Source organism: Vibrio galatheae (genome assembly GCF_000967545.1).
Lineage (GTDB): Bacteria > Pseudomonadota > Gammaproteobacteria > Enterobacterales > Vibrionaceae > Vibrio > Vibrio galatheae.
In genome coordinates, this window is record NZ_JXXV01000017.1 from 1 (window position 1) to 26153 (window position 26153).

At 45.4% G+C, this 26153-nt stretch carries 21 protein-coding genes; 12 read left to right on the top strand and 9 right to left on the bottom strand.

The features are described from left to right. Positions 1–164 precede the first annotated feature (164 nt). Complete coding sequence (locus tag TW81_RS10635; protein WP_045955700.1) at positions 165–1172, top strand: lipid A deacylase LpxR family protein; 1008 nt, start codon at positions 165–167, stop codon at positions 1170–1172. Positions 1173–1191: 19 nt separating this feature from the next. Here the strand turns inward: TW81_RS10635 and TW81_RS10640 are convergent, their stop codons facing one another. Further along, entirely contained in the window at positions 1192–3072 is a 1881-nt protein-coding gene (locus tag TW81_RS10640) for a methyl-accepting chemotaxis protein (RefSeq protein ID WP_045955701.1), read from the bottom strand. A 229-nt stretch (positions 3073–3301) separates the two neighbouring features. On the opposite strand from TW81_RS10640, the gene pflA reads away from it, so the two are divergent. From pflA to TW81_RS10670, 6 genes are all read left to right on the top strand, one after another. Further along, positions 3302–4042 (top strand): pyruvate formate lyase 1-activating protein, encoded by a 741-nt coding sequence (gene pflA / locus TW81_RS10645; protein WP_045955702.1) that lies wholly within the window; start codon positions 3302–3304, stop codon positions 4040–4042. A gap of 64 nt (positions 4043–4106) precedes the next feature. Continuing rightward, positions 4107–4772, top strand: a complete 666-nt coding sequence (locus TW81_RS10650) for an energy-coupling factor ABC transporter permease (RefSeq protein WP_045955703.1) — start codon at positions 4107–4109, stop codon at positions 4770–4772. A gap of 124 nt (positions 4773–4896) precedes the next feature. Beyond that, positions 4897–5397, top strand: a complete 501-nt coding sequence (locus tag TW81_RS10655) for a YfbU family protein (protein WP_045955704.1) — start codon at positions 4897–4899, stop codon at positions 5395–5397. Between the two features lie 436 nt (positions 5398–5833). Beyond that, positions 5834–7768 (top strand): PrkA family serine protein kinase, encoded by a 1935-nt coding sequence (locus TW81_RS10660; RefSeq protein ID WP_045955705.1) that lies wholly within the window; start codon positions 5834–5836, stop codon positions 7766–7768. Between the two features lie 120 nt (positions 7769–7888). After that, a complete protein-coding gene (locus TW81_RS10665; RefSeq protein WP_045955706.1) occupies positions 7889–9160 on the top strand; it encodes a YeaH/YhbH family protein in 1272 nt (423 codons plus the stop codon). Positions 9161–9169: 9 nt separating this feature from the next. After that, the gene (locus TW81_RS10670; RefSeq protein ID WP_045955707.1) at positions 9170–10708 is read left to right on the top strand and encodes a SpoVR family protein; all 1539 of its coding nucleotides are present in this window, start codon (positions 9170–9172) and stop codon (positions 10706–10708) included. 57 nt (positions 10709–10765) lie between these two features. Here the strand turns inward: TW81_RS10670 and kdsB are convergent, their stop codons facing one another. The 5 genes from kdsB to TW81_RS10695 are packed head-to-tail and all read right to left on the bottom strand — an operon-like array spanning position 10766 to position 16717. After that, positions 10766–11524, bottom strand: a complete 759-nt coding sequence (kdsB, locus tag TW81_RS10675) for a 3-deoxy-manno-octulosonate cytidylyltransferase (RefSeq protein ID WP_045955708.1) — start codon at positions 11522–11524, stop codon at positions 10766–10768. After that, positions 11524–11703 carry a Trm112 family protein gene (locus tag TW81_RS10680; protein ID WP_045955709.1) on the bottom strand — a complete coding sequence of 60 codons (180 nt, stop codon included), beginning with the start codon at positions 11701–11703 and terminating at the stop codon, positions 11524–11526. Before TW81_RS10680 ends, kdsB begins: the two co-directional genes overlap by 1 nt. Next, entirely contained in the window at positions 11684–12694 is a 1011-nt protein-coding gene (lpxK, locus tag TW81_RS10685; RefSeq protein ID WP_045955710.1) for a tetraacyldisaccharide 4'-kinase, read from the bottom strand. The genes TW81_RS10680 and lpxK overlap by 20 nt, the downstream gene beginning before the upstream one ends. Positions 12695–12696: 2 nt before the next feature. Beyond that, positions 12697–14445 carry a lipid A ABC transporter ATP-binding protein/permease MsbA gene (gene msbA / locus TW81_RS10690; protein WP_045955711.1) on the bottom strand — a complete coding sequence of 583 codons (1749 nt, stop codon included), beginning with the start codon at positions 14443–14445 and terminating at the stop codon, positions 12697–12699. Between the two features lie 31 nt (positions 14446–14476). Beyond that, positions 14477–16717: a DNA internalization-related competence protein ComEC/Rec2 gene (locus TW81_RS10695; RefSeq protein WP_045955712.1), complete on the bottom strand. Its 2241-nt coding sequence runs from the start codon at positions 16715–16717 to the stop codon at positions 14477–14479. A 6-nt stretch (positions 16718–16723) separates the two neighbouring features. Here TW81_RS10695 and TW81_RS10700 point away from each other — a divergent pair, with 6 nt between their 5' ends. Further along, entirely contained in the window at positions 16724–17254 is a 531-nt protein-coding gene (locus tag TW81_RS10700; protein WP_045955713.1) for a DUF2062 domain-containing protein, read from the top strand. Positions 17255–17359: 105 nt separating this feature from the next. On the opposite strand, the gene lolE is transcribed toward TW81_RS10700, so the two are convergent. Genes lolE through lolC form a run of 3 tightly spaced genes read right to left on the bottom strand, consistent with a single transcriptional unit; the run spans position 17360 to position 20492 of the window. Then, on the bottom strand, positions 17360–18604 hold the full coding sequence (lolE, locus tag TW81_RS10705) for a lipoprotein-releasing ABC transporter permease subunit LolE (RefSeq protein WP_045955714.1): 1245 nt from the start codon (positions 18602–18604) through the stop codon (positions 17360–17362). Beyond that, positions 18605–19291: a lipoprotein-releasing ABC transporter ATP-binding protein LolD gene (gene lolD / locus TW81_RS10710; RefSeq protein ID WP_045955715.1), complete on the bottom strand. Its 687-nt coding sequence runs from the start codon at positions 19289–19291 to the stop codon at positions 18605–18607. Beyond that, on the bottom strand, positions 19284–20492 hold the full coding sequence (gene lolC, locus TW81_RS10715; protein ID WP_045955716.1) for a lipoprotein-releasing ABC transporter permease subunit LolC: 1209 nt from the start codon (positions 20490–20492) through the stop codon (positions 19284–19286). Before lolC ends, lolD begins: the two co-directional genes overlap by 8 nt. 181 nt (positions 20493–20673) lie before the next feature. On the opposite strand from lolC, the gene TW81_RS10720 reads away from it, so the two are divergent. The 4 genes from TW81_RS10720 to TW81_RS10735 are packed head-to-tail and all read left to right on the top strand — an operon-like array spanning position 20674 to position 26099. Further along, the gene (locus tag TW81_RS10720) at positions 20674–21240 is read left to right on the top strand and encodes a hypothetical protein (RefSeq protein ID WP_045955717.1); all 567 of its coding nucleotides are present in this window, start codon (positions 20674–20676) and stop codon (positions 21238–21240) included. Between the two features lie 8 nt (positions 21241–21248). Next, entirely contained in the window at positions 21249–24710 is a 3462-nt protein-coding gene (gene mfd, locus TW81_RS10725; protein WP_045955718.1) for a transcription-repair coupling factor, read from the top strand. Between the two features lie 46 nt (positions 24711–24756). Continuing rightward, a complete protein-coding gene (locus TW81_RS10730; protein ID WP_045955719.1) occupies positions 24757–25527 on the top strand; it encodes a peptidoglycan binding protein CsiV in 771 nt (256 codons plus the stop codon). A gap of 32 nt (positions 25528–25559) precedes the next feature. Continuing rightward, positions 25560–26099 (top strand): GNAT family N-acetyltransferase, encoded by a 540-nt coding sequence (locus tag TW81_RS10735; protein ID WP_045955720.1) that lies wholly within the window; start codon positions 25560–25562, stop codon positions 26097–26099. Positions 26100–26153: the final 54 nt, after the last annotated feature.

The following is a 26153-nucleotide window of genomic DNA, read 5'->3' on the forward strand; positions in this document are numbered from 1 at the left end:
CTTAACTGACTGGCATTACTCGCTTATGCGGGGCTTTTTTTCGTCCAAGATTCGTCGCAATGAGAGATGCGGTGCACAAATCGCTCCACTGGTATGGTATTTGCTCTCCAATAATTCAACTAATCCTGTAATATCAGTTCACTAATTGAGTTAAGCACAAGTCTATGAAGTTAAACCGCACCGTTATCCTGCCGCTATTATTTGTTTCTGCCACCAGCTTTGCCTCTGAAAAATCGACGCTATCCTTCGCTATCGATAATGACGGCATCTTCGGCGTTGACCAGGACTATACCAACGGCCTATTTCTTGGCTATACCACAGGGCCTATCACACCTTATGCGATGTTTAGCCCGCTAAGCCTTTCATTTTGGGGCGCTGCATCGCTAGACAAGTTTGAGTTTGTACTTGCTCATAAGATGTACACTCCTTCAGATATTGAGGCAACCGAGCCTATGGTCAATGACAGGCCTTACGCTGGATTTCTTCATAGTGAATTCAACTACATCAGTTTGCACCCTCAACAAGCTCAGCGTTTTAACCTAACACTCGGGACCACAGGAGAAAGCTCTCTCGCAGATCAAGCTCAAGATGTAGTCCATGGTATCACCGGCTCCGACGAGCCACGTGGTTGGGCTTACCAAGTCGACGACAAATTTGTCGCCAATGTTGGCTACCTGAGCCATTTCAACTTGATACGTCAACGCTCAATCGCCAATACGGACTGGGAGATATCAAACGTTTCGGAAATTAACGCTGGTAATTTTCGCAGCGACATATCTACAGGCTTAATGTTTCGTTGGGGTACCGACCTAGGTGGCAATATGGGCGCGGCTAATATTGACAATGAAAACCCATTTCGCGCTGGAATGATAGGTGGGTCACAAGGGGGGTGGTTTATCTTTACTGGTATTGAAGCCCGCTATCGCTTTAACGATATTACAATTGAAGGGGAGCGCTCTGGTGTGAATGACTATGCCATTCGCAACAACCAAGATCCTGCCATTTATGATGTGACGTTAGAACATAATCAAGCAACCGCTGTTGCTGGTTTTGCATGGTACAACCAAAGCTTCGGCGCAACACTTACCGCGACAGCCAAAACGCCTGATTACAAACAAGCGCCTGAAAGCGTATACGGCACCGGTGGGTTATCGTTATACGCTTTCTTCTAGAAACACTCGAATACCTAGGTTAGATCGTAAACTTCTGGCAGTCTTGGTTAAGGCTGTCAGAGCGCTGTTCTACAACTCCGCTGACATGTTTAAGCTGCTCGTTGTTCTGTTCAAGTTCTTTCATCGCTGTTGAGATTTGCGTCATACTATCCGCCATCGATTGACTGGTCGTGGCAAGCTCTCGAATCGAAGAAAAGATAACTTCAGTTTGATGAGACGCTTCGTCTGCTTTTTCGGTAATGAGTTTTAATGCGTCCATCGCTTCTTGGCCACGCTCACGCCCCGTCGCCATCGACGACTCAGATTGACCAATATACTGAATCACTTCAGCACTCTCTTTTTTCATCGTATCGATCGTATCGGATATTTCCGTCACAGCATCAACCGTTCGTACGGCTAAGCTACGAACCTCATCCGCAACAACGGCAAAACCGCGCCCCTGCTCTCCAGCCCTTGCCGCTTCAATCGCCGCATTCAATGCCAGTAAATTCGTTTGCTCAGCAATACCGTTGATAATATCCATTACCGAGTCAACTTTTGAAGAAGCCTCTTCAAGTAACTGAATATGCCCTGCTGCCGAGGTTAAAATCGTCCCTACTTCTTCAAGAGAACCAATTGCCGCACCAATTACTTTTGCTCCTTCCTCAGCAGCATGCGTTGAAGAACGAGAGATTTCAGACACAAACTCCAACGAGTTAGAGACTTCTTGGGTCGTTACACTTACCTCTTCCGTTGCTGACGCGAGTAGCTGTGTTTGACCAAACACTTCAGACTGGTGATGAGCCAGCATATCTAGCCCCTGATTGAGTTCAGCCGCATTTCCAGACAATGCTTGACTGCTGTCTTGCACTCCTCGAACTAACGCCCCTAGATTTTCACAGCTTTCGTTTATGCTGCTTGCGAGTTGGTTAAACTCATCATTTGGGTTTTTGGTCATCACCATACGCTGAGACAAGTCACCATTCGAAAGCCCGTGTAACACTTCTCTGGTTCTTGCCAAAGATTTCGCCAATGAGGAACTTTGCATAACAAATATGGCAACCGTGAGCACCGCCAATACGATACAAGCAGCTAGAACAGACCAAAGCGTTTGTTCTGAGGTATGGTTCGCCGACGTTTGATACTGCTGCGAAATATCGCTCAGTTCATTGGTAATCGCGCCGATCAGTTGGGTCAATTGCGCTTTTGAGCTCAAGAGTTGCTGCTCTACACTGCCCAGTTGCTGCGATAACTCACTCACTCGGACAAAAGTCGACTTATATTGTTCAATCTCTTTCTCGTACAACTCAAGCATCGCGTAGACATTTGACATACTCTCAAAACTGCCCATCGCTCGATTAAATAGTTTTAAATTTTCTTCATTGGGTTGTAGTAAGTAATTCTGCTGCGATTTCACCATGGCTTGGAAATCTGAATTTAACGTCACCATTCCCGTTTCAGCAATTTTCTGCTCAATTGTGGCGGCCAACTGCTTCAGTTCCCCCAGCTTGCCTTCATCAATCGTAAACCCCAACTCTTGCATTAGATTCAGCCAAGGTTTAGCCGCAGACTCGAACAAACTCACATTACGTTTCAAGTTGTCTGCTTGTTCAGACAAACCTAAACTCGAAAGGAATTCGGCATCGTTATTAATCGCGCTCGCTATATCAGTAATATCCTGACTGGCTTTTGCAACCTGAGAGCCGTTGAGGTTGTCTAAGTTACTACTCAAGGTCAAAATCTTACTTTGTGTTTGATAGATAGACATTGAGCCTGTGGAAATATTGCTACTCAAGTGGTATTGGTCACTCATTTGAGTAAGTCGCGAAGAAGTGAATCCGGCTAAAGCAACAAAGCCTAATGCTAAAACGACGAGAAATAACATGACTTTTTGCTTTTGGGATAGAGCAAGCATATCCATAAAAATAGTTCCTTTACATCAGTGGTATGCGTTAAAAGTGGCCTAGGCAAATTTTATATTTGTTATTATTATTCTTATGATTTGAAACATTTTTATAACATACATTTTAGACCACGTATGTTTTTTTTTCTTATCAAGTAAAATATGGAACCTATCGCTTTCATACCCTATATAAACCCCACTTTTTGTAATAAAATAACGCACAAATTACTAAATGCGAGATGAGCATATGTCAACAACTGGTCGTATTCATTCTTTTGAGTCCTGTGGAACAGTAGACGGTCCTGGTATTCGCTTTATTGTCTTTATGCAAGGCTGTCTGATGCGTTGTATGTACTGCCATAATCGCGATACTTGGGATACTCACGGTGGAAAGGAAGTGACGGTTGAAGAAATCATCAATGAAGCAAAATCGTACCGTCATTTCATGAATGCTTCTGGTGGTGGTATTACTTGCTCAGGTGGTGAAGCCATGTTGCAACCAGAGTTTGTCCGTGATTTTTTCCGCGCTGCACAAGCTGAAGGCATCCATACCTGTCTAGATACCAATGGATACATTCGCAAACACACTGAAGTGATTGACGAAGTGTTAGACGCAACAGATTTGGTTATGTTGGATCTTAAACACATGAAAGATGAGATTCACCACGACTTTGTTGGCGTTTCCAACAAGCGAACGCTCGACTTTGCTCGCTACCTACAGAAAATCGGTCAAAAAACATGGATCCGTTATGTTGTGGTTCCCGGTTATACCGATGATGAGGAAGCCGCGCATATGCTCGGCGATTTTATTAAAGATATGGACAACATCGAAAAAGTTGAACTGCTCCCTTATCACAAGCTTGGTGCTCATAAGTGGGAAGCACTCGGAGTCGACTACCCACTCGAAGGGGTAAACCCTCCGTCGAAGGAAACGATGGACAATATTGTCTCAATCCTTGAGCAGTATCACTCTAACGTAAAATACTGATACCACTTCATTACTAATTCGTAAAAAATACCAACCTCTTCGGTTGGTATTTTTTGAGGTTTTAGTGGAATTAAGCGAACTATTTGCTCTCGTCATCGTCTTGCTATCAGTGCCTTTTGTTTGGCGCGACGTAAAATTAGTTCTACTCCCAAAGTTAGTAAGCGAACGCTCATTTCAACATGTCACCTTCGCAGTCATGTTTGCTCTGTTCATTCTTTGGTCTGCGGATGCGGGGGTAAAAGAAGGGCTTTCGATTCATTTCCTCGGTATTACTGCGCTTACATTGATGTACGGCTGGCAAAGTGCACTCGTCGTTTCCTTCTTTGTCACATTTCTAATGGCGGTATTTGGCGAGCTGACGTTTTATGCCCTGCCTGAGTATGTGCTCTTTTCTTGTTTGTTACCGATAGGACTTAGTTACACGTTATTTATTGCAAGCTATCACTACTTGCCGCGTAACATCTTCGTCTTTATTTTCGTCGCAGGCTTTCTAAACGGCGGTTTGACTGGCACGATTCATCTGCTGGTCAACTCAGGCTACTTACTGCTCGTCACAGATTACGATTGGCAAACCATTTTCGACAACTATTTGGTCTTCACACCGCTACTTGCTTTTCCTGAGGGGCTTCTCAATGGAATGGCAATAGCCGTTCTCACTGTGTTCAAGCCCGAATTGCTGCGCGTGTTTTCAGACCGAGATTACATCTATAATCACTATCACAAACAGTAACGTATTTATTGATGATTCTTTGTACTTTTCATATTAAATATGTGTTGAGATCATGTTTCACTCAACAAGGAACAGATAACCTAAGCACATTAAAAATGTATTAGATTATTTTAGTGAGGCCACCATGGAAATGACCAACGCTCAACGTTTGATCCTATCAAATCAGTATTACCTAATGTCGCAACTCGACCAAGAGAACGCGGCCAAGTACCAGCGACTCCAGACCATAGTGGAACGTGGGTACGAATTGCAAATGCGCGAACTAAACAAAGATTTTGGTTGTTTAGTCGAAACCGAATGTCGTGAAATAATCGACATTATGGAGATGTATCACGCAATGCAAGAATCGCACAAAATGCTATCTGAGCAAGAGCAAAAAGACGTAGATCAACGTCGTCTCATTTTCTTAGGTTTCGATGTCGCTTCTGAAGCTCAGCAGGTTAATTACGTGCGTTTTCTGGTAGATTCTGAAGGGCTGTATCCACAATTTAGCAAAAGTGAACATTACTTTAACGCACAAATGCCAATGCTAGATAAATATCGTCGCATGCTTAACACATGGCGTAACTGTCCTCGTCAGTACCACTTATGCGCAAATGAACTCAAGCAAATCTTTAACGCGTAAATAGTAACTGAGATTAAAAGGGATCATCGGATCCCTTTTTGTTCCGCCCTTCTAAGAATTTATTCCATTATCGACATCCGCTGAGTTTTAAGTAATCACTCACGAAGCCGTTTCTTTAACTTCACGTAACCAAACTCATAGCAATCACTGCTGCAATCTACCTACTCAGTCTGATATTTTGCTTTAGCGCCTCACAAAAATGTAACCCGATGCATTTCTAAAAGAGCGACATATCAAAGATACATTTAGCTGCTAAATCACTCATTTCTGATACCACTAGCGTAAGGAATCAGGCAACTAGCTCTTGGTCACATATTGCAATTAAACACATATTTTTTAAGCAAAATTCTAAAAACCAACTAATCTTATGTAAGAAAGGATTTGCTTTTCTATGCGGGTTTATTGTCAGTTTGACAGGTTCAGAGAGGATTTCATTATGAGTATTTTCGACCATTTCCAAGCGCGCTACGAAGCCTCAAAGGATGAGGAGTTATCTCTGCAAGAGTTTTTAGCGCTGTGTAAAGATGACAAAAGTGCTTATGCCAACGCCGCAGAGCGACTATTGATGGCCATTGGCGAGCCAGAACTCATTGACACAGCTCAAGACCCACATCTTAGTCGCATATTCTCAAATAGGGTCATCTCACGCTACGAAACATTTAAAGATTTTTACGGTATGGAAGAAGCTATCGAGCAGATTGTTTCTTACTTGAAACACGCCGCACAAGGGCTTGAAGAGCGCAAGCAGATACTTTATTTGCTTGGCCCTGTCGGTGGGGGTAAATCATCGCTGGCTGAAAAACTGAAAGCACTAATGCAGCAAGTACCGATCTATGTACTTTCAGCCAATGGTGAACGCAGCCCAGTCAATGACCACCCATTCTGTCTATTTGATGTTGGCGAGGATGGTGAACTACTCAAGCAAGAGTATGGCATAGAGACACGCTATCTACGCTCAATCATGTCACCTTGGGCAGCAAAGCGCTTACATGAATTTGGCGGCGATATTTCTAAGTTCAAAGTCGTTAAAGTTCGACCTTCGATTCTTGACCAACTTGCTATCGCAAAAACTGAACCAGGGGACGAAAACAACCAAGACATTTCATCACTAGTGGGTAAAGTAGACATTCGCCAACTCGAGCATTTCTCTCAAGATGACCCTGATGCGTACAGTTATTCAGGTGCTTTGTGTCGCGCCAATCAAGGCTTGATGGAATTTGTCGAAATGTTCAAAGCACCGATTAAAGTGCTTCACCCGTTACTGACCGCCACTCAAGAAGGTAACTACAACGGCACAGAAGGACTATCTGCGCTACCATTTGACGGAATGATTCTTGCGCACTCTAATGAGTCAGAATGGCAAACCTTCCGCAACAATAAGAATAACGAAGCGTTCCTTGACCGTGTATACATTGTTAAAGTGCCCTACTGTTTACGCGTGTCGGAAGAGGTCAAAATTTACCAAAAACTGCTCGATCACTCCGAACTGTCACAAGCACCATGCTCCCCAAGTACACTAGAGCTCTTGTCTCAATTTAGTATCTTGTCTCGCCTTAAAGATCCAGAAAACTCATCCATATTCTCTAAGATGAGAGTCTACGATGGTGAAACGCTCAAAGATACAGACCCTAAAGCGAAAAGTTATCAAGAATATCGCGACTTTGCTGGTGTCGACGAAGGCATGTCAGGGCTTTCAACACGCTTTGCGTTCAAAATTCTTTCACGCGTATTTAACTTCGATCAGACTGAAGTAGCCGCTAACCCTGTACATCTGTTTTATGTCATTGAACAGCAAATTGAGCGCGAGCAGTTCCCTCAAGAAACCGCTGAAAGATATCTTGAGTTTTTAAAAGGCTACTTGGTACCACGCTATGTCGAATTCATAGGCAAAGAAATACAAACGGCCTATCTAGAGTCTTACTCTGAATACGGCCAAAACATCTTCGATCGTTATGTAACCTACGCAGATTTCTGGATTCAAGACCAAGAATATCGCGACCCTGAAACAGGTCAGTTATTTGACCGTTCAGCATTAAACAATGAACTAGAAAAAATAGAAAAAACCGCCGGTATCAGCAACCCGAAAGATTTCCGTAACGAAATAGTCAACTTTGTGCTTCGTGCTCGTGCCAACAATAATGGTACAAACCCTGTTTGGACTAGCTACGAAAAATTGCGCACTGTGATTGAGAAAAAAATGTTCTCGAATACAGAAGAGTTGCTACCTGTTATCTCTTTCAACACTAAAACCTCTTCTGAAGACCAGAGGAAACACGATGATTTTGTCGCTCGTATGATGGAAAAAGGCTACACAGAGAAACAAGTGCGCTTGCTATCTGAATGGTACCTACGCGTGCGTAAATCTTCGTAATAGCAGTGTTTTAGCCCAATAAATCCCGACTAGAGAGCAAGGCTCTAGTCGGTGATTGGATGAATATGTGTCAGCCAACATTTTTTTGTCGGCAGACGCGCAAGAGATAAGGGGTGACTCATGGCACAATTTATTGACCGACGACTGAACGGCAAGAATAAAAGTGCGGTGAACCGTCAGCGCTTTTTACGCCGCCATAAAGAGCAGATAAAAGAGTCTGTGGCGGACGCGGTAAATCGCCGTTCAATCACCAACACAGAAACGGGTGAAGATGTTTCTATTCCGCATAAAGACATCAAAGAGCCCGTATTTCATCAAGGGAAGGGCGGTTTGAAAGAACGCGTCCATCCCGGCAACGATCAGTTTATTACCGGGGATAAAATCGAACGGCCTAAAGGTGGAGGCCAAGGTGGCGGCTCTGGCGAAGGCGAAGCGAGTGCTGATGGAGAAGGGCAAGACGAATTTGTGTTCCAAATTTCAAAAGATGAGTACTTGGATATCCTTTTTGAAGACTTAGAGCTGCCTAATTTAGAAAAGAACCAAATCAATAAAATTACCGAATGGAAAACACACCGAGCTGGCTATCAGACAGCTGGTGTGCCTGCCAATATAGCGGTTGTGAAGTCACTGCAGCAATCACTTGCGCGTCGTACCGCCATGACAGCGGGTAAAAAACGTATGCTAAGAGAGCTTGAGGAAGAGCTCGACCGAGTCAAAATGTCGGAACCTGCGCAAATGCTAGAGGAAAAGCGCCTCAAAGAAGAGATCGAAGCATTGCGCCGTAAATTGGACAGCGTACCATTTATTGATACTTTTGACTTACGATTTAAAAATTATGAGCGCCGCCCTATTCCATCTAGCCAGGCCGTTATGTTCTGCTTGATGGATGTATCCGGCTCGATGGATCAGGCAACAAAAGATGTTGCCAAACGCTTTTATGTCCTGCTCTACCTATTCTTAACTCGGACTTACGAAAACGTAGATGTGGTATTTATCCGTCACCACACCCAAGCAAAAGAAGTCGATGAGCATGAATTTTTCTACTCCCAAGAAACCGGAGGAACCATCGTTTCTAGCGCATTAAAGCTGATGAACGAAATTGTCACTGAACGCTACCCAGTTGGCGAATGGAATATCTACGCCGCACAAGCTTCCGATGGTGATAACTGGGCTGACGATTCACCGCGCTGTCGTGAACTGTTGACCAAACATTTACTACCCAAGTGCCAATACTATTCATACATCGAAATTACGCGCCGCTCACACCAAACCTTGTGGCACGAGTACGAAAAGCTTGAGGGATCTTTCCCCAACTTCGCAATGAAAAACATTCGCACGGTTGAGGATATTTTCCCTGTCTTTAGAGAGCTTTTCAAAAAAGAGACTGCTTAGGGAGGCTGTATGACAACAAAAACCAAAAAGCGTACCAAGAGTAAGGCGCTTCCTGACGGGCCAGATTGGACATTCGATTTACTTGAACGCTACCACGTTGAGATTAAACGTGTTGCAGACCACTACAGACTCGATGCTTATCCAAATCAAATTGAAGTGATCACTTCTGAACAGATGATGGATGCTTACTCCAGCATTGGTATGCCAATTAACTACAACCACTGGTCATTTGGCAAGAAATTCATCCAGACTCAACAAGGTTACAAGCATGGTCAAATGGGCTTGGCTTACGAGATCGTCATCAACTCCAACCCTTGTATCGCCTATTTAATGGAAGAAAACACCGTGACCATGCAAGCCTTGGTGATGGCTCATGCCTGCTATGGGCACAACTCCTTCTTCAAAGGTAACTACTTATTTCAAACTTGGACCGACGCCAGCTCGATTATTGATTATCTGCTATTTGCCAAAAACTATATAGCTGACTGCGAACAAAAGTATGGCGTCCAAGAAGTTGAAGACCTTTTAGATTCATGCCACGCCTTGATGAATTTTGGTGTTGACCGTTATAAACGCCCAGAGAAAATTTCAATCGCCGAAGAGAAGTCGCGGCAAGAAGAGCGTGAAGCCTACTTACAATCTCAGGTCAACGATTTATGGCGAACCGTTCCGAAGTCTAAGGTAGAACCTGAAAGTGCAAAAATTCGCTTCCCTAGCGAGCCGCAAGAAAACATTCTCTATTTTATTGAGAAGCATGCCCCGCTGTTAGAGTCATGGCAACGCGAGATCGTGCGCATTGTGCGTAAGATAAGTCAGTACTTTTATCCACAAAAACAGACTCAGGTGATGAATGAAGGATGGGCAACCTTCTGGCACTATACGATTCTCAACCACTTGTATGACGAAGGTTTGGTCACAGACAGATTCATTCTTGAATTTCTCCATAGTCACACTAGCGTTGTCGCGCAACCAGCCTACAACAGTCCTTACTTTAGCGGTATCAACCCATACGCATTGGGCTTTGCCATGTTTCGTGATATTAGGCGCATCTGTGAGGAGCCTACTGATGAAGACCGCGAATGGTTCCCTGACTTGGCGGGTTCTGATTGGTTAGATGCCGTGCATTTCGCCATGCAAAACTTTAAAGACGAGAGTTTCATTAGCCAATATTTGTCGCCTAAAATCATGCGTGATTTCAAGCTCTTTGCTATCGTTGACGATGACCGTAAAAATTATATTGAGGTGAGTGCGATCCACAATGATTCGGGGTACCACGCGATACGTGAAAAACTAGCGGCGCAATACAATTTAAGTAATTTAGAACCTAACATCCAAGTGTTCAATGTCGATGTCCGTGGGGACCGCTCGCTGACTTTACAATACGTTCCACACGATAGAATACCGCTAGATGACGGCTATGATGAAGTCCTTAAACATTTGTATCGACTATGGGGATTTGATGTCATTCTTGAAGAGGTAAAAGAGAGTGGTCGTAGAGACATACTCGGCACGTGTCCAAAACGCAATGAGTACGACTCAAAAATTTAGACTCACTCATTTAGGCACAAGCCAACAAAGCAAAAAGGCCCTTAGAGGCCTTTTCTATTAATGTTGCTGACTAGCAATAATGGTGCGAACCAGCTCGAGGTCTTCCGGCGTATCCACGCCAGCTGCTGGGGCTTCTTTCGCCACTTCAACATGGATTTTTTCTCCATACCAAAGTACACGTAACTGCTCCAAACACTCGATTTTTTCTAGCGCCGTTGGTTGCCAATTAATGTAAGTATTAATGAAGCCTGCGCGGTAGGCATAAATACCGATATGACGCATAAGCGGTTGAGCGATAACTTTGTCTCGCTTGGCAAAGTTGTCCCTGTCCCACGGAATTGTCGCTCGGCTAAAGTACATTGCATAGCCATCTTTATCCGTTAAAACCTTAACCGCGTTGGGATTAAATACTTCAGCCTCGTCACTAATTTCAACCGCTAAGGTAGACATAGGAGCTTGGCTGTTGGCTAAATTTTCAGCCACTTGGGTAATGATAGATGGCGGGATCAACGGCTCATCACCTTGGACATTGACAATGATGTGATCCTCAGCAATCGCCATCTTCTCCACGACCTCTGCCAGGCGTTCTGTGCCTGACTCATGGTTAGCTGATGTCATGCACACTTGGCCACCAAATGATGACACGACTTGCTCGACGCGACTATCATCTGTCGCGACAATGACCTGCTCCGCCCCAGCTTGTATCGCTTGCTCATAAACCCACTGGATCATCGGCTTACCACAGATATCTGCAAGCGGCTTACCCGGTAAACGCGTCGATTGATATCGAGCTGGGATGACAACCGTGAATGTCATTATCTGCCCTCATCCATGCTTATTTTACGAGCTTCTGGTTCTAGTAGAACAGGAATCCCTTCTTTAATCGGATAAGCAAGGCGATCCAGCTTGCACACCAATTCTTGCTGTTCTTTATCAAAAGTCAGTTTTCCTTTACATACCGGACAGGCAACAATCTCAAGCAGACGATGATCCATACTGTTCTTTAACCTCTTTAATCTTATTCAAAATGCGCGTTTCGTCTTTAGCCGAAAACTCGGCACTAACAGGTAGATACCACCAGTTAGATTGAGCGTAATGGGCACATTTTACTGCGTCTTTTTCAGTCATAATCAGGTGATTGCCTTGGGCGGCAAGCTGCTCTAACTCTGACACGTCAAAATCTTTATGGTCCGCAAAGCCTTGCATAATGGCAGGCTTCGCACCCAATTGTTCTAATGTATTAAAAAAACGTGGCGGATGACCAATACCGGCCATCGCAACCAGTCTGTCATTCAGCTGTGATACGTCGATTCGCTGACCGCTTTTAAGATTAACTGCATCGGTTGGTTGCAACGTCATCGCAGCCTCATCTTCCAAAGCGTCACCACCATTAGTAATGATGAAGTCCACTTCACTTAGCCTTGCAGTCGATTCGCGCAAAGGGCCAAGTGGAATCAGTGAGCCGTTACCAAATCGTCTAACTCCGTCAACCACAACAATTTCAATATCACGCTGCAAAGCGTAATGTTGCAAACCATCATCGGTAATAATGATATCAACCCCTAGTGGCAGCAAAGCCTGTACCGCTTCACTTCGCTTCGGTGACACAGCGACAGGAGCTCCAGTACGTTTAAATATCAGCTTAGGTTCGTCGCCACAATGTTTGGTCGATGTTTCGTCTTCAACTACCAGTGGATAAAACGGGGCTTTCGCACCATAGCCACGAGAGACCACACCTGGCTTGTAACCAAGATCCTGAAGTTTCTCGACCAACCAGATTACGACTGGCGTTTTACCATTGCCGCCAGCAGTGATATTGCCAACGACAATGACGGGTACAGGAGCTCGATAGCGAGTACGTTTGCCTGACTGGTAGTCATCTCTACGTGAGCGACTTATCACACCGAACAAAACGCTGAGTGGCCACAGCAATGGCCACAAAAGATATTTTAATGGGTGGTTTGCAAACCAGATCTTTTCAATCAAACTCAGGCACCAAATTGGATTCGATGCAATTGAGCATAAGCGCCATCTTGTTCAATCAGATCGTTATGGCTGCCTCGTTCAACAATTTCACCTTCATCAACGACCAGGATTTCATCGGCATTTTCAATGGTAGAAAGTCGATGAGCGATAACCAAAACAGTTTTATTCTTTTGTAATTCATCTAACGCTGACTGGATAGCCTTCTCTGATTCCATGTCGAGAGCAGAGGTAGCTTCATCTAAAATCAGGACAGGCGCATCACGCAGTAAAGCACGGGCTATAGCGATACGTTGACGCTGTCCACCTGACAAACTTGCTCCATTCTCGCCAATCACCGTATCAAGGCCTTGATCCATGTTGTCAATAAAGTCCATCGCATAAGCGAGACGTGCCGCCTGCTCGATTTGCTCGCGCGTGTACTTTTCGGTAGCTGCATACGCGATATTGTTGGCAATCGTATCGTTGAATAGATGAACGTTTTGCGAAACCAATGCAAAGTGGGAACGTAAGTTCGTTAACGTGTAATCACGAATATCATGGCCATCGAGCAGAATACTTCCTGAATCAACATCATAAAAGCGCGTAAACAAGTTGGCGATAGTACTCTTACCCGAACCGGAACGCCCAACAAGCGCAACAGTTTTGCCTTGTGGTATTTTGAAACTCACTTCACTGAGCGCAGGCTTTTCTTTACCCTGATAAGTGAACGTCACCTCTTTGACTTCGATATCACCACGCACTTTATCCGACTGATACTTACCACTGTCACGCTCTGTTTCTAGATCCATCAAAGCAAATAACGTTTGACTGGCTGCCATACCACGTTGGAACTCAGACGTTACGTTAGTTAGGGCTTTCAGTGGGCGCATTAGGCCAAACATTGCAGAGAAAACAACCGTAAACGTACCTGGAGTCAGCTCAGTACGAATTGAGTCAACACTGGCCAAAAATAGCACAACCACCAAGGCAATCGAAGCGATGACTTGGATCACCGGGTTGGCGATAGCTTGCGCCGCCACGAGCTTCATTGATTGCTGGCGCATTTGATTACTTACCGCATCAAAACGCTTGCTTTCGACTTCTTGGCCACCATAACTGAGAACCAATTTGTGACCTTTCAACATCTGCTCAGCTGATGAGGTCACGTGCCCCATCGCTTCTTGCATATTTTTGGAAATTTTACGAAAGCGCTTTGACACCACCCCGATACCCCAAGCAACGAGAGGAGCAACAACAAACAGAACCAGCGATAGCTGCCAACTATTCCAAAACATCAACACCAGCAAGCCGATAATACTCGCACCTTCACGAACAATACTGACTAACGCTCGGCTGGTTGCACCGGCAACTTGTTCCGAGTCATAAGTGATACGAGAAAGCAAACCACCTGCTGACTCTTTATCAAAGTAAGCAACGGGCATATGCATAAACTGGTTAAAAATGGCACGTCGCATCTCCATGACCACGTTGCCAGAAACCCAACTTAAGCAATAGGTTGAAACGAAACCACTTAGGCCTCGTACGATCATCATGCCAAAAATAATTAAAGGGAGAATTCTAAGAAAGTTCGATTCCGCATCGCCAAAACCTTCATCCAATAGAGGTTTAAGGAGGGAAACCATATAAGTATCAGCGACAGCATTGATAATAAGGGCAACAACGGCAACGGCTAGACCCGCTTTATATAAGCGAATATAAGTCCATAAACGTTGAAAAGTTTGCCAAGTAGTTTCGTCTTGATTCAGGGACATAGAATTGCTTTTTTATTTTTCAATATTACCTCTATTCTACTCCGTTACGTAGCATCTGCCTATACCAACTCTTACCTTTGCTTTCTCTTAACCCTGACACTTCAAACCTTTGCGGATAAATTTCGAACAGAATTTGACCCGATGACCCAGTATCCTTCCAGATTGCTCCTATCTCGCGGTAGCGATTAACCACAGCATCGCTCGGCAATCTCCACCGATTTCCCTTTGCTAAGGAAGCCACGGCCACCTTGGGACTCACCGCAGTAACAAATCCCGCTGTCGATGATGTTTTACTGCCATGATGGGGAACAACCACAATATCTGCCGCTAGCCTGTCTGGTTTACGAGCCAATATCCATTCTGCAATGGCTTCAATATCGCCCGTTAATAATAGCTCTGTAGAACTCTCTCGATGCGAAAGTCGCAGCACGCAAGAGTGCGGATTGTATGCTCTTCGAGCAACTTGGGGAGGCCATAATGCTTGGATTTGCATCGCATTCCACTGCCACGTTTGACCTTCAACGCACGGCGTATGGGAGTCTTTGTTCTGGCTCGTGATAATATATCGCGGATTCCATTGTGTAATAACGTCATCGAAGCCGCCTGCATGATCACTATCAAAATGGCTGACAACAAAATAGTCCAAGCTTTGAATACCTTCGGCACGCATAAATGGGCCAACGATTTGTCCAACAATGCTCGATGTTGTCCATGCAACTCCGGTGTCATACAGCATGGCACTATCATCTTGTTGAACCAATACCGACAAACCATGCCCAACATCAAACACCGTCATTTTCCACAATGGCTTTTCGCGCCAATTCAGTTGGATCAAGCCGAAGCAAACAATCAACAACGTGGCTGTGCGCAGGGAAAAAACATGGCTCATTACTAGCCAACCAATCCCTGCAACGAACCACATTAAGCTCAGCCGCGAGACATCAATCCACATCCATTCTGCGTACTGCACACACCAATCGACCAATTGAAGACTCAAATTCAACCCCAACCAGAAGTATTCGAATCCGGGGGAAAATAGGTGACCGATAAACGACACAAATACCAAGGGAATAACGACCAAAGAAAACCAAGGTACAAACACCAAATTGTACGCGATAGTACCTAAGCTGATACCTTGAAAAAGAGAAATCACAATCGGTGACATAATAATCATGAGAAATAGCTGCATTCTCATCAACTTCATTACCAGAGAAGGATGTGGTCGAGAAAATGACTGATAGAGAAAAATCGCTCCGACCGCGGTCATTGACATCCAAAGACTTGCGGATTGGGTTGAAAATGGCTCGATAAGCAGCAGTAAACTTAATACCACCAGCCACTTAAGAGACTTCGGCACCCCTCCAGCAAGCAACTGGAGCACACAAATGATCGCACACATCATTGCTGCCCGCTGCGTTGGAAGCGAAAACCCCGCCAACCACGCATAGCTGATGGCACACAGCAACCCAACAAGGATTGGAGCAGATAAAAATCTAGCGCTGGCTTTAAGTAACATCAAGCCAACAGACCAACCAATGCCAAATGCGATTCCAATATGCAAACCCGATATGGCGACCAAGTGACTAAGCCCACTGAACTTCAGCCGTTGCCAATCCTCAGCGGTCAGCTTCTCGCGCTCGCCAAACATGAGGGCTAAAATCATCCCTTGATGAGCAATCTTATTAGTTTTGTTCGTCACCGATTGGATTAAGTTCGCACGTATCGACGGAGTATTAATGATGTAGTAGCTTTTTTGGGTATTGATGGCAGCCGTACCGACCACACCCTGTACCAACGCCATTTTCTCTGCGTCATAACCTACCGTATTTAACAATCCATAGATGGGTTTGACGGTTACCCGAGCGGATATCGTTTCCCCTAGCTGCAAATCAACTGGACTGTTTAGGCGGATTGTTGGCTGTGCAAATCTGGTTAAGGATTCACCATTGATTGATCTAACCACAACTATCCCTTGATAGCCGAAATTTATTGGCCTAAAAAAGCTGTTAATGTCAGCGGTTATGGTAATATCCTGACCAGCTTGAAAAAGTGTTTCTGTTTGAAATCGCAACATGTTGCCGTGCATTAGAATGACAACAAACGCTAAAGCCAGACCTAAAAGCCCTTTTGCTTTTCTATACTTAATCGATACAACAAGTGCGATGAGTGCAATAGGCAGGTAGTCTAACTGTGGCATTATTGGCCAATATGGACTGGTTGTGATCAACAAAGAGAATGAAATTAGCGTCCAGTAATATATGTAGAGAGTCATTTCCCTATGCCAAGAAAATTTATTAAACGCTTTATGCCTGACCACGAAGTCATCAAACGTCAAAAGGCATTAAAGATTTTTGGCAACCTGCTTTATAACCCAAACCTTTGGTGTCTCAATCGTCGTTCTGCTTCTGGCGCGTTCGCTGTCGGTTTGTTTATGGCTTTCGTCCCACTACCAAGTCAGATGATCATGTCTGCGGGTTTAGCCATCGCGTGTGGCGTCAATCTGCCACTTTCTGTTGCCTTGGTGTGGGTAAGTAACCCAGTCACCATGCCGCTAATGTTCTACTTCGCCTATAAAGTTGGCGCTTGGACGATGCATGTTCCTTCACAACATTTTCATTTTGAGTTGTCATGGGATTTCATTCTGCAGCAAATGAGCACGATTGGGCCGCCGTTCCTATTGGGTTGCCTAATCTGTGGCATTGTTTCGGCGATGCTGGGCTACTTTGGCATTCGCGCACTATGGCGCTATTCGGTAGTACGAAGTTGGCAGCAACGAAAAATCAGGATAGGTAATCTGCTTAAAAAGTAAAACGCCGCTGACAGCAATGCAACGGGTTCGAAACCGTTGTGAAAATCATATGAAAGCCAAGAATGAAAAAAGGACCCGCAGGTCCTTTTTTCATTACAAGGGTCTTTATTTCGAACTTAATACTGCGGCTGGATTGAGTTTGCTGGCACGAGAGGCAGGATACCAAGTCGCGAATAAACTCAATATAATTGCCGTTGCCGAGACGACGCTAACATCAATAGGATTAACCTGAGATGGTAAGAAGTCGACAAAGTAAATATCACCAGACAAGAACTTGTGTCCAAGCAAGCCTTCTAGCCCAGTGATCATTGGGGTTAGATTGAGAGCAATTACCACGCCAAATACACTTCCAGCGACACTGCCGAGCACACCAGAAAAGACCCCTTGCCAAACAAAGATTCGCTTCACCAGCCCATCGGTTGCTCCCATAGTACGCAAGATAGCAATCTCTCCCGCGCGATCTTTCACCGCCATCATTAGGGTGGACACAATATTAAAACTCGCCACGCCAATCACTAGCACCATGACTAAATACATAATGGTTCGAACCAACTGAATATCGCGGTAGAGAAAACCGTATTTCTGTTGCCAGCTACGTAAGTAAACATAAACATCGAGCGTATTTCCCGCTTCACGCACGATCTGTGTCGCATTCAGTACATCACTGACACGCACAGCGACCCCGCTGACCCCTTCGCCAATCTTGGTGTAGATTTGCGCATCTTTGAGTGGAATAAGTGCCAAATTATGATCAATCTGACCATTTAAGGTCAAAAGCCCAGCGACTTTGACACGCACTCGTTTTGGCGCTTGAACCTTAGTCGTCTCACCGCTGGTTGGAATCATTAAGGTCAAAAAGTCGCCTTGACTGACATTGAGCAAATCCGCAATGCCTTTACCTAGAATCACCTGTTGCTGCCCACTTTGAAACGCATTCCACACCTTAGGATCAATAAACTCACTGAGGTTAGAAACCTTACTTTCGAGCGCCGGAGCAACTCCGCGCACTTCTAGCGCTTTGAGTTGGGCACCCTTTTCTGCCAAAGCGGTAAATTTCACATACGGCGCGGCCGCTTCAATTTTCGGGTGCTTTTCCGCTTGCAGGACAACTTTTTGCCAATCCAGCAACGGACCTCGTACTCCTTCGAACTCTCCGTGAGAGATCACCGACAACACGCGGTTATTCAATTCACGTTCAAAGCCATTCATCGCGGACAAGCCGATAATGATGACGGCAACCCCCACCGCGATACCAATGGTTGATGACATCGAAATAAACGAGACCATCTTGTTGCGCTGCTTAGCTCGACTAAAGCGACCACCAATTAACAGAGAAAGGGAAGAAAACACTTACGCCCCCTCAACATTGAGCAGCAAGCCATCTTGCATATGAAGCTGGCGATCCATTTTTGCAGCCAATTCACCATCATGAGTGACGACAAGAAATGCGGTATTGGACTCGTGATTAAGCTCTCGCATCAAATCGTAAATAGCCAAAGCGGTTTTATGATCAAGGTTTCCTGTTGGCTCATCAGCCAAGACTAACGCTGGATTGTTGACCAATGCCCGCGCAATCGCGACACGTTGACGTTCACCACCAGAAAGCTCCGCCGGACGATGATCTAAACGATGACTTAGCCCTACTTTGTCTAGCAAAGCTTTGGCTGCAGACTTAGCTTGGCTCACTTTAGCCCCGCCAATTAAAAGCGGCATAGCGACGTTTTCAATCGCACTGAAGTCTGACAACAGATGATGAAACTGATAGACAAAGCCAAGATGTTGGTTTCTTAGTTTCGCTTGGCGATTCGAGTTCAAGGTCGATAAGTCTTGGTCCATGAAAGTCACATGACCTTGTGTGGCATCATCAAGCGCACCTAGGATATGCAGCAAAGTACTCTTACCGGACCCTGATGTACCAATAATTGACGCCAGTTCTCCCTTTTCTATTTGAAAACTCACCCCTTTAAGAACTTGAGTATCAAACGCGCCCTCATGATAGGTTTTGCAAACGTTATGACATTGAAGAAGACTACTCATATCTTAAAGCCTCGGCTGGTTTGACAGAAGATGCGCGGTAAGAAGGAAATAAGGTTGCCGCGAGGCTTAGCGCGATAGCCAGTACAACAACGATGATAATTTGAATCGGATTGATCAAAATAGGCAACTCACCTCCGACGGAGAAAAGCGCGACTCCGGCACTCTCCAATAGTGGATTGAGATTGTTGGCCAGCAATATGCCCAATCCACCACCAATCAAGGCGCCGATTACACCACTGCTCGCCCCTTGTACCATGAAGATGGCCAGCACTTGTTTATCCGTCATGCCTTGAGTTTTCAAAATGGCTACTTCAGATTGCTTCTCCATCACGACCATAATCAAAGCGGAGATGATATTAAACGCCGCAACGCCAATGATAAGACCAAGCATAAGGCCCATCATGTTCTTTTCCATTCGCACAGCTTGAAAAAGTTCTCCCCTCTGGTCTCGCCAATCTTGCCACTGCCAACCGTCGGGCAATGGCTGCTCGCTGAGCTTGCCGACAACAAACGGATCATCAAAAAACAATCGCCACCCTGTCATGGTCTCGGCTTTCATTCTCATCAATTTGCCCGCATCAGAAAGATGGGTGATCATCAGTTGAGCATCGACATCTGAGCCCGTGTTGTAGATGCCCGCGATGGTAAACAGCCTTTGACTGGGGATTCGACCCAGTGGTGTAAACTGGCTGGCACTGGTCACCATTAACCTGACCTTATCACCGATAGAGACATCCATAGAACGCGCCAGTGTATGACCAATAATCAGTTGATACTCGCCAGCCACTAAGCTAGATAAATGACCGGCAATCAAATGCGTTTCTATTGGATCGTGTTCGGAAGGCTTAATGCCGATGAGAAGGCCAGCGTTCAACTGACTTGAGCTCTGAATCACTGCTTCACTTTGAACAATAGGTTCAGGGTGACCAGCAGTTGAAAGTGTCGTAATAAACTCTGGAGCACTTTCCGTCTTGGCCGTTTTCTCTTCGAATTGAGAAACTATCGCCTGAGGGAGCACACCGAGAATACGACCTTTAAGCTGGGCTTCAAAGCCATTCATTACCGACAGAACGGTTACAAGCGACATCACACCTATCGTGATGCCTGCCGTCGACATGTAAGACACAAAGCGGCTAAACCTATCACCAGACCGCCCTCGTAAGTAGCGCAGTCCGATAAAGGTTGAGACTGGATGAAACATAGTAGAAACCGTCTTTAGGATTTGTGGACCTAATTAATGGCACTTACTCTACCGATTAAATGCCGTAACGTGTAGTGTTTAATTGACAATTAGCGGTTAAAATATGGAATAAACAAAGGGATAGCTTGATTACTTGTCAGCTATAACGATAATCAAAGTTATACAGCAAAAGGAATCAAGCATGTCCGATCAAGAATTCTTTACCGTCAACCATACAATGACCGTCAATGTCGAGCCATTGGCTGATGAGTTGAGCTTTCCTAGCTACGAGAAATTCGAAGGGGAAATCCCGGCACCTTTCATTGTGGCAAGTGAGTTTAGCAATCTTGATCTCCTAAACGACAGCGCCCGGAGCGAGCTAAAAAATAGCGATTTTAAACACGTCATTCAATTATTGGATACCCAGAATTCTAAGCTTAACTTGCTACTGACATTTATGCTGTCGCAACAAGATGATCCCTTACTGCGTCATCAAACTCATTCGTTTGGCGCCAGTCAATTTACTTATATTTCTGACGCTGAAGTGAGTCTCAACACGAAAGTTCGGGTAAAACTCTTTTTGGATCACCCAGCAGCTGCTATCTATTGTTATGGGCATGTTTCTCAAATAGACGCCACTGAAGATACCCATCTTGTTACCGTCAAGTACGACTTATTACGAGATCTCGATGAAGACTTGCTCATTAAAGCAGCCCTATTCCAACAACAGAAACTCTTGCGCCAGCGTTCACTTAATCGCGACAAATAAACACAATTATGTCTTACACATCTTTACTAAACCTAGCGTGCGCAGACCGCGCTGGGGACAAAAAACAAATAGGTAACCTACAAGGTGCAAGTTTAGCACTTGCTATCGCCGAGCTTGCTGACAGTCATGGTTCACACACTCTGCTGGCTGTGCCAGATCCGCAGACCGCCTTGAAGCTCCAGCAGGAAATCGAACAGTTCACCACTCAAGAAGTGTCTCTTTTTCCCGATTGGGAAACCTTGCCATACGACAGCTTTTCACCACACCAAGAAATCATTTCAGACCGGATATCGCGCCTTTATCAACTGCCCACTCAGGCTAGTGGGATCACCATAGTTCCGGTCAACACCTTGTTGCAACGTCAATCACCACGTGATTTTTTAATGCAGCACACCTTGATGTTGAAAGTAGGTGATCGATTCTCACTCGAAAAGTTGCGCATCCAGCTAGAAAAGTCCGGCTACCGCCACGTTGACCAAGTATTTGGGCCTGGCGAATACGCGAGTCGCGGTTCGATACTCGATCTATTTCCTATGGGGTCAAATGACCCGTTCCGTATTGATTTTTTTGATGATGAAATTGATACCATTCGTACCTTCGATCCAGAAAATCAACGCTCTATTGATGACACTCAAGAAATTCGTTTGCTTCCAGCGCATGAATTTCCAACGTCGGAAAGCGCGATTGAAGATTTTCGCATTCGTTGGCGTCAACGTTTCGAAGCCCGCCGTGAGCCTGAGTCAGTCTACATGCAAGTATCAAAAGGCACCTGGCCTGCCGGTATCGAATACTGGCAACCGCTGTTTTTTGAGCACACTGAAACCCTGTTTGATTATATTCCAGACAACACTCAATTGGTGACTGTCGGTCAGCTTGAGCCCGCGATAGACACCTTCTTACACGATGTTGATTATCGTTTTGAGCAGCGCAAAGTGGATCCACTGCGGCCGCTACTGCCACCAGAAGAGTTATGGCTAAAGAAAGATGAATTGTTCAGCCAGTTCAAACTGTTACCGCAAATTCAACTCTTTGTAGAGGCCGTCAGTGACAAGCAAGGTCGTACTAACCCAGCGTTGTGTTCACTCCCAGAGTTGGCTGTACAACACCAAAACAAAGAGCCCTTGGCTGCATTGCGTCAGTTCAGTGAGTCGTTTCAAGGCCAGATTGTCTTCTCTGTGGAATCGGAAGGCCGCCGTGAAGCCTTATTAGAGCTGTTACAGCGGATTAAGCTCAAACCAGTGTCGAGCGATAGCCTGCAGCAAGCCATCGCGAGCAGCAATAAGTTTAGTTTGATCTTGGGCGCTGCGGAGCACGGCTTTATTTACGGCAATGAGCAGATAGCTCTTATCTGCGAGAGTGATCTTCTAGGCGATCGCGTTATACAACGTCGCCGCAAAGATCGCAAAGTGACAAACAGCGACGCCGTAATTCGCAACCTAGCAGAACTGCAACCCGGTCAGCCTGTAGTACACATTGATCACGGTATTGGCCGTTATATTGGTTTGCAAACCCTTGAAGCGGGTGGAATGACGACCGAATACGTCACGCTAGAATATCAAAATGATGCCAAGCTTTACGTTCCCGTCGCTTCACTTAATCTAATCAGCCGCTACTCTGGTGGCGCTGAAGAAAGTGCACCGCTGCACAAGCTAGGTGGTGAAGCGTGGGCTAAAGCGCGCAGGAGAGCGGCCGAGAAAGTACGTGATGTCGCAGCCGAACTGCTCGATGTGTACGCTAAGCGAGAGCTAAAACCCGGCTATAAATTCGTGCTTGACCGCGGGCAATACGCCACATTCAAAGCGGGATTCCCGTTTGAAGAGACTGATGACCAATCAATGGCTATTAACGCTGTGATGTCAGATATGTGTCAAGCGAAAGCGATGGACCGTCTGGTTTGTGGTGACGTTGGTTTTGGTAAAACAGAAGTCGCCATGCGCGCCGCTTTCGTTGCCACAGACAACGGTAAACAAGTGGCGGTTCTGGTTCCGACAACCTTACTGGCTCAGCAGCATTTTGAGAACTTCCGTGATCGCTTTGCTAATTTGCCAATCCGTGTCGAAGTGTTGTCGCGCTTTAAAACCGCCAAAGAGCAAAAGCAAGTGCTGCAGGACATCGAAGACGGCAAGGTCGACCTTGTAGTAGGCACACATAAACTATTGTCAAACGATATACAGTTTAAAGATCTCGGTTTACTTATTGTTGACGAAGAGCACAGGTTTGGGGTGCGTCAGAAAGAGAAAATGAAAGCCATGCGCGCCGATGTTGATATTTTAACGCTGACGGCGACACCGATACCAAGAACACTCAATATGGCAATGAGTGGCATGCGCGACTTGTCGATTATTGCCACTCCACCAGCAAGACGACTGGCAATAAAGACCTTTGTTAGACAAAGTGATGATGCGGTGGTTAGAGAAGCAGTCCTGCGCGAAATCATGCGCGGCGGGCAAGTTTACTTCCTACATAACCAAGTCGATACCATAGAGAAAGTTGCGGCCGATTTGGAGAAGCTCGTTCCTGAAGCTCGCATCACCGTTGCACACGGTCAAATGCGCGAACGAGAACTCGAACGTATTATGAACGACTTCTACCATCAGCGATTCAACTTACTTGTCTGTACGACAATTATTGAAACTGGTATCGACGTTCCAACAGCAAACACTATCATCATGGATAGAGCAGATAATCTCGGTCTAGCTCAGCTTCATCAGTTGCGCGGGCGCGTTGGACGTTCACACCACCAAGCATACGCATACCTCTTGACTCCGCATCCAAAAGCGATGACCAAAGATGCGATCAAGCGTCTAGATGCAATTGCGTCCTTGGAAGACCTTGGCGCTGGTTTTACCCTGGCAACTCACGACTTAGAAATCCGTGGTGCAGGTGAGCTACTGGGAGATGAACAAAGCGGGCAAATACAATCGGTCGGTTTTACACTTTACATGGAAATGCTGGAACAGGCAGTGGCAGCGCTCAAGGAGGGTAAGGAGCCATCGCTGGATGAGTTACTACGCGAGCAAACAGAAGTTGAGATGCGCCTACCCGCTTTGCTACCAGATGACTATATCCCTGACATCAACACCCGTTTGTCGATGTATAAACAAATAGCTAGCGTTAGTAGTGAAGACGAGCTGGCAGAGCTAAAAATAGAACTGATTGACCGCTTTGGCCTGCTACCCGACGCGACCAAAAACCTACTTTCAGTGGCCAAGTTAAAACTGCAAGCAGCAGCGTTAAAAGTGAAGAAAATTGAAGCGCACGACAAAGGTGGCTTTATCGAATTCTATCCGGATGCTGACATTAACCCAATGTATTTGGTTAAACTATTGCAATCTCAACCACAAAAATTCGCTATGGATGGCCCAACTAAGTTCAAGTTTGCGATACCATTAGTAGACAGACGTAAACGCGTCCAGTTTGTTAGTGACATGTTGGTTGAATTCCAGCAAAATTTATTGCCAAAAGCGTAAAACGAAAACAATATCGAGGTGCGATGCCCCTCACTACGGAGTTGTAATGAAAACACTGATCCCGCTGCTGCTCATGCTTGTTGCAATGCCTTCAATGGCGCAGCGTCAATTCGATATCGAAGTGATCATTTTTAATCGAGCAGTCGATGCGGAACAAACGGATGAGTCATGGCCGACAAGCGTTGCTGAGATTGACCTAGAAAAGGCAGCACCGTTTAATGATGCCAGCTACAGAGCGAAAAAAGGCGTACAAATGTTACCGGCTTCTGAGTATGCTCTTAACGACGAGGTCAACAAACTTAAGCAACATGCAGGTTTTAAAGTGTTGATGCATAAAGCTTGGCGTCAGGGAGACCAAGGCCGTTTTGCCGCGCCGGTATTTCATGTCCAAGCTGGTCGAGACTATTCTGGAAAATTCAATCCTGACGGTTCGATGATTAACGCTCAGCAAAGCCAAATTCTTGAAGGCATTACCGAGCAAAGTATTCCCAAGCCGCTTTACCAGTTAGATGGCAAACTGCAAATTTATGTTGAGCACTACCTATATGCCGACGTTCAGCTTGACCTTAAAGCGCCAAGCGTAAAAGAAGTGACTTTGGAACAACATCAACCCACTACTGACAATTTGGAACCCGCTGTAGACAACCAAGTTGTCCAAGTCGGCTTAATGGAAGACATTACGCCGACTGTCCACAAGGTGGAGTTTTTAAAAAGCTATCGCTTCGACCAAAAACGCCGTATGCGTAGTACTGAAACTCACTTCCTTGATCACCCTTTGATGGGTATGATTATCCAAGTTCGTCGCGTTAACCAATAACTATGAGAGCCCTCAAATGAGGGCTTTTTTGTATGAGTCCAGATTACCAAATCATTACTCAAGATCTTGTCCTACGCCTTATATCAAGTGACGAGTGTCAAGACATTCAACAGTGCGTTATTGACTCCCCAAGCCTGCATCGCTGGATCGACTGGTGCCACGCTGCATTTTCACTCGATGATGCTGAACGATTTGTCATGGCGACTCGGCTAAACTGGGTCAAATCTGAAGCGTATGGCTTTGGCGTATTTTGCCGTACCAGCAATCAATTACTGGGCATGGTCGCTATTAACGAGCTCTACCATACCTTCAATATGGCAAGTATCGGCTACTGGATTGCTGATCGACACCAAGGTAAAGGTTACGCAAATAAAGCGGTCAGCGCCCTAGCTGAGTTTTGCTTTGCTCAACTAAAATTGACCCGAATTGAAGTTGTCTGTGATCCAAGTAATTTACCCAGCCAAAAATTGATCGAATCCTGCGGCGGTGTCTTTGAAGTAAAAGCCAAGAATCGCTTCATATTTAACGGCCAACCTAAAACTGGCCTCGTTTACTCACTAATCCCTGAGTAAAGCGATATTCAACCAATAAAAAAGAGCGCATCTGCGTAATGCCAGTCAGTTAAG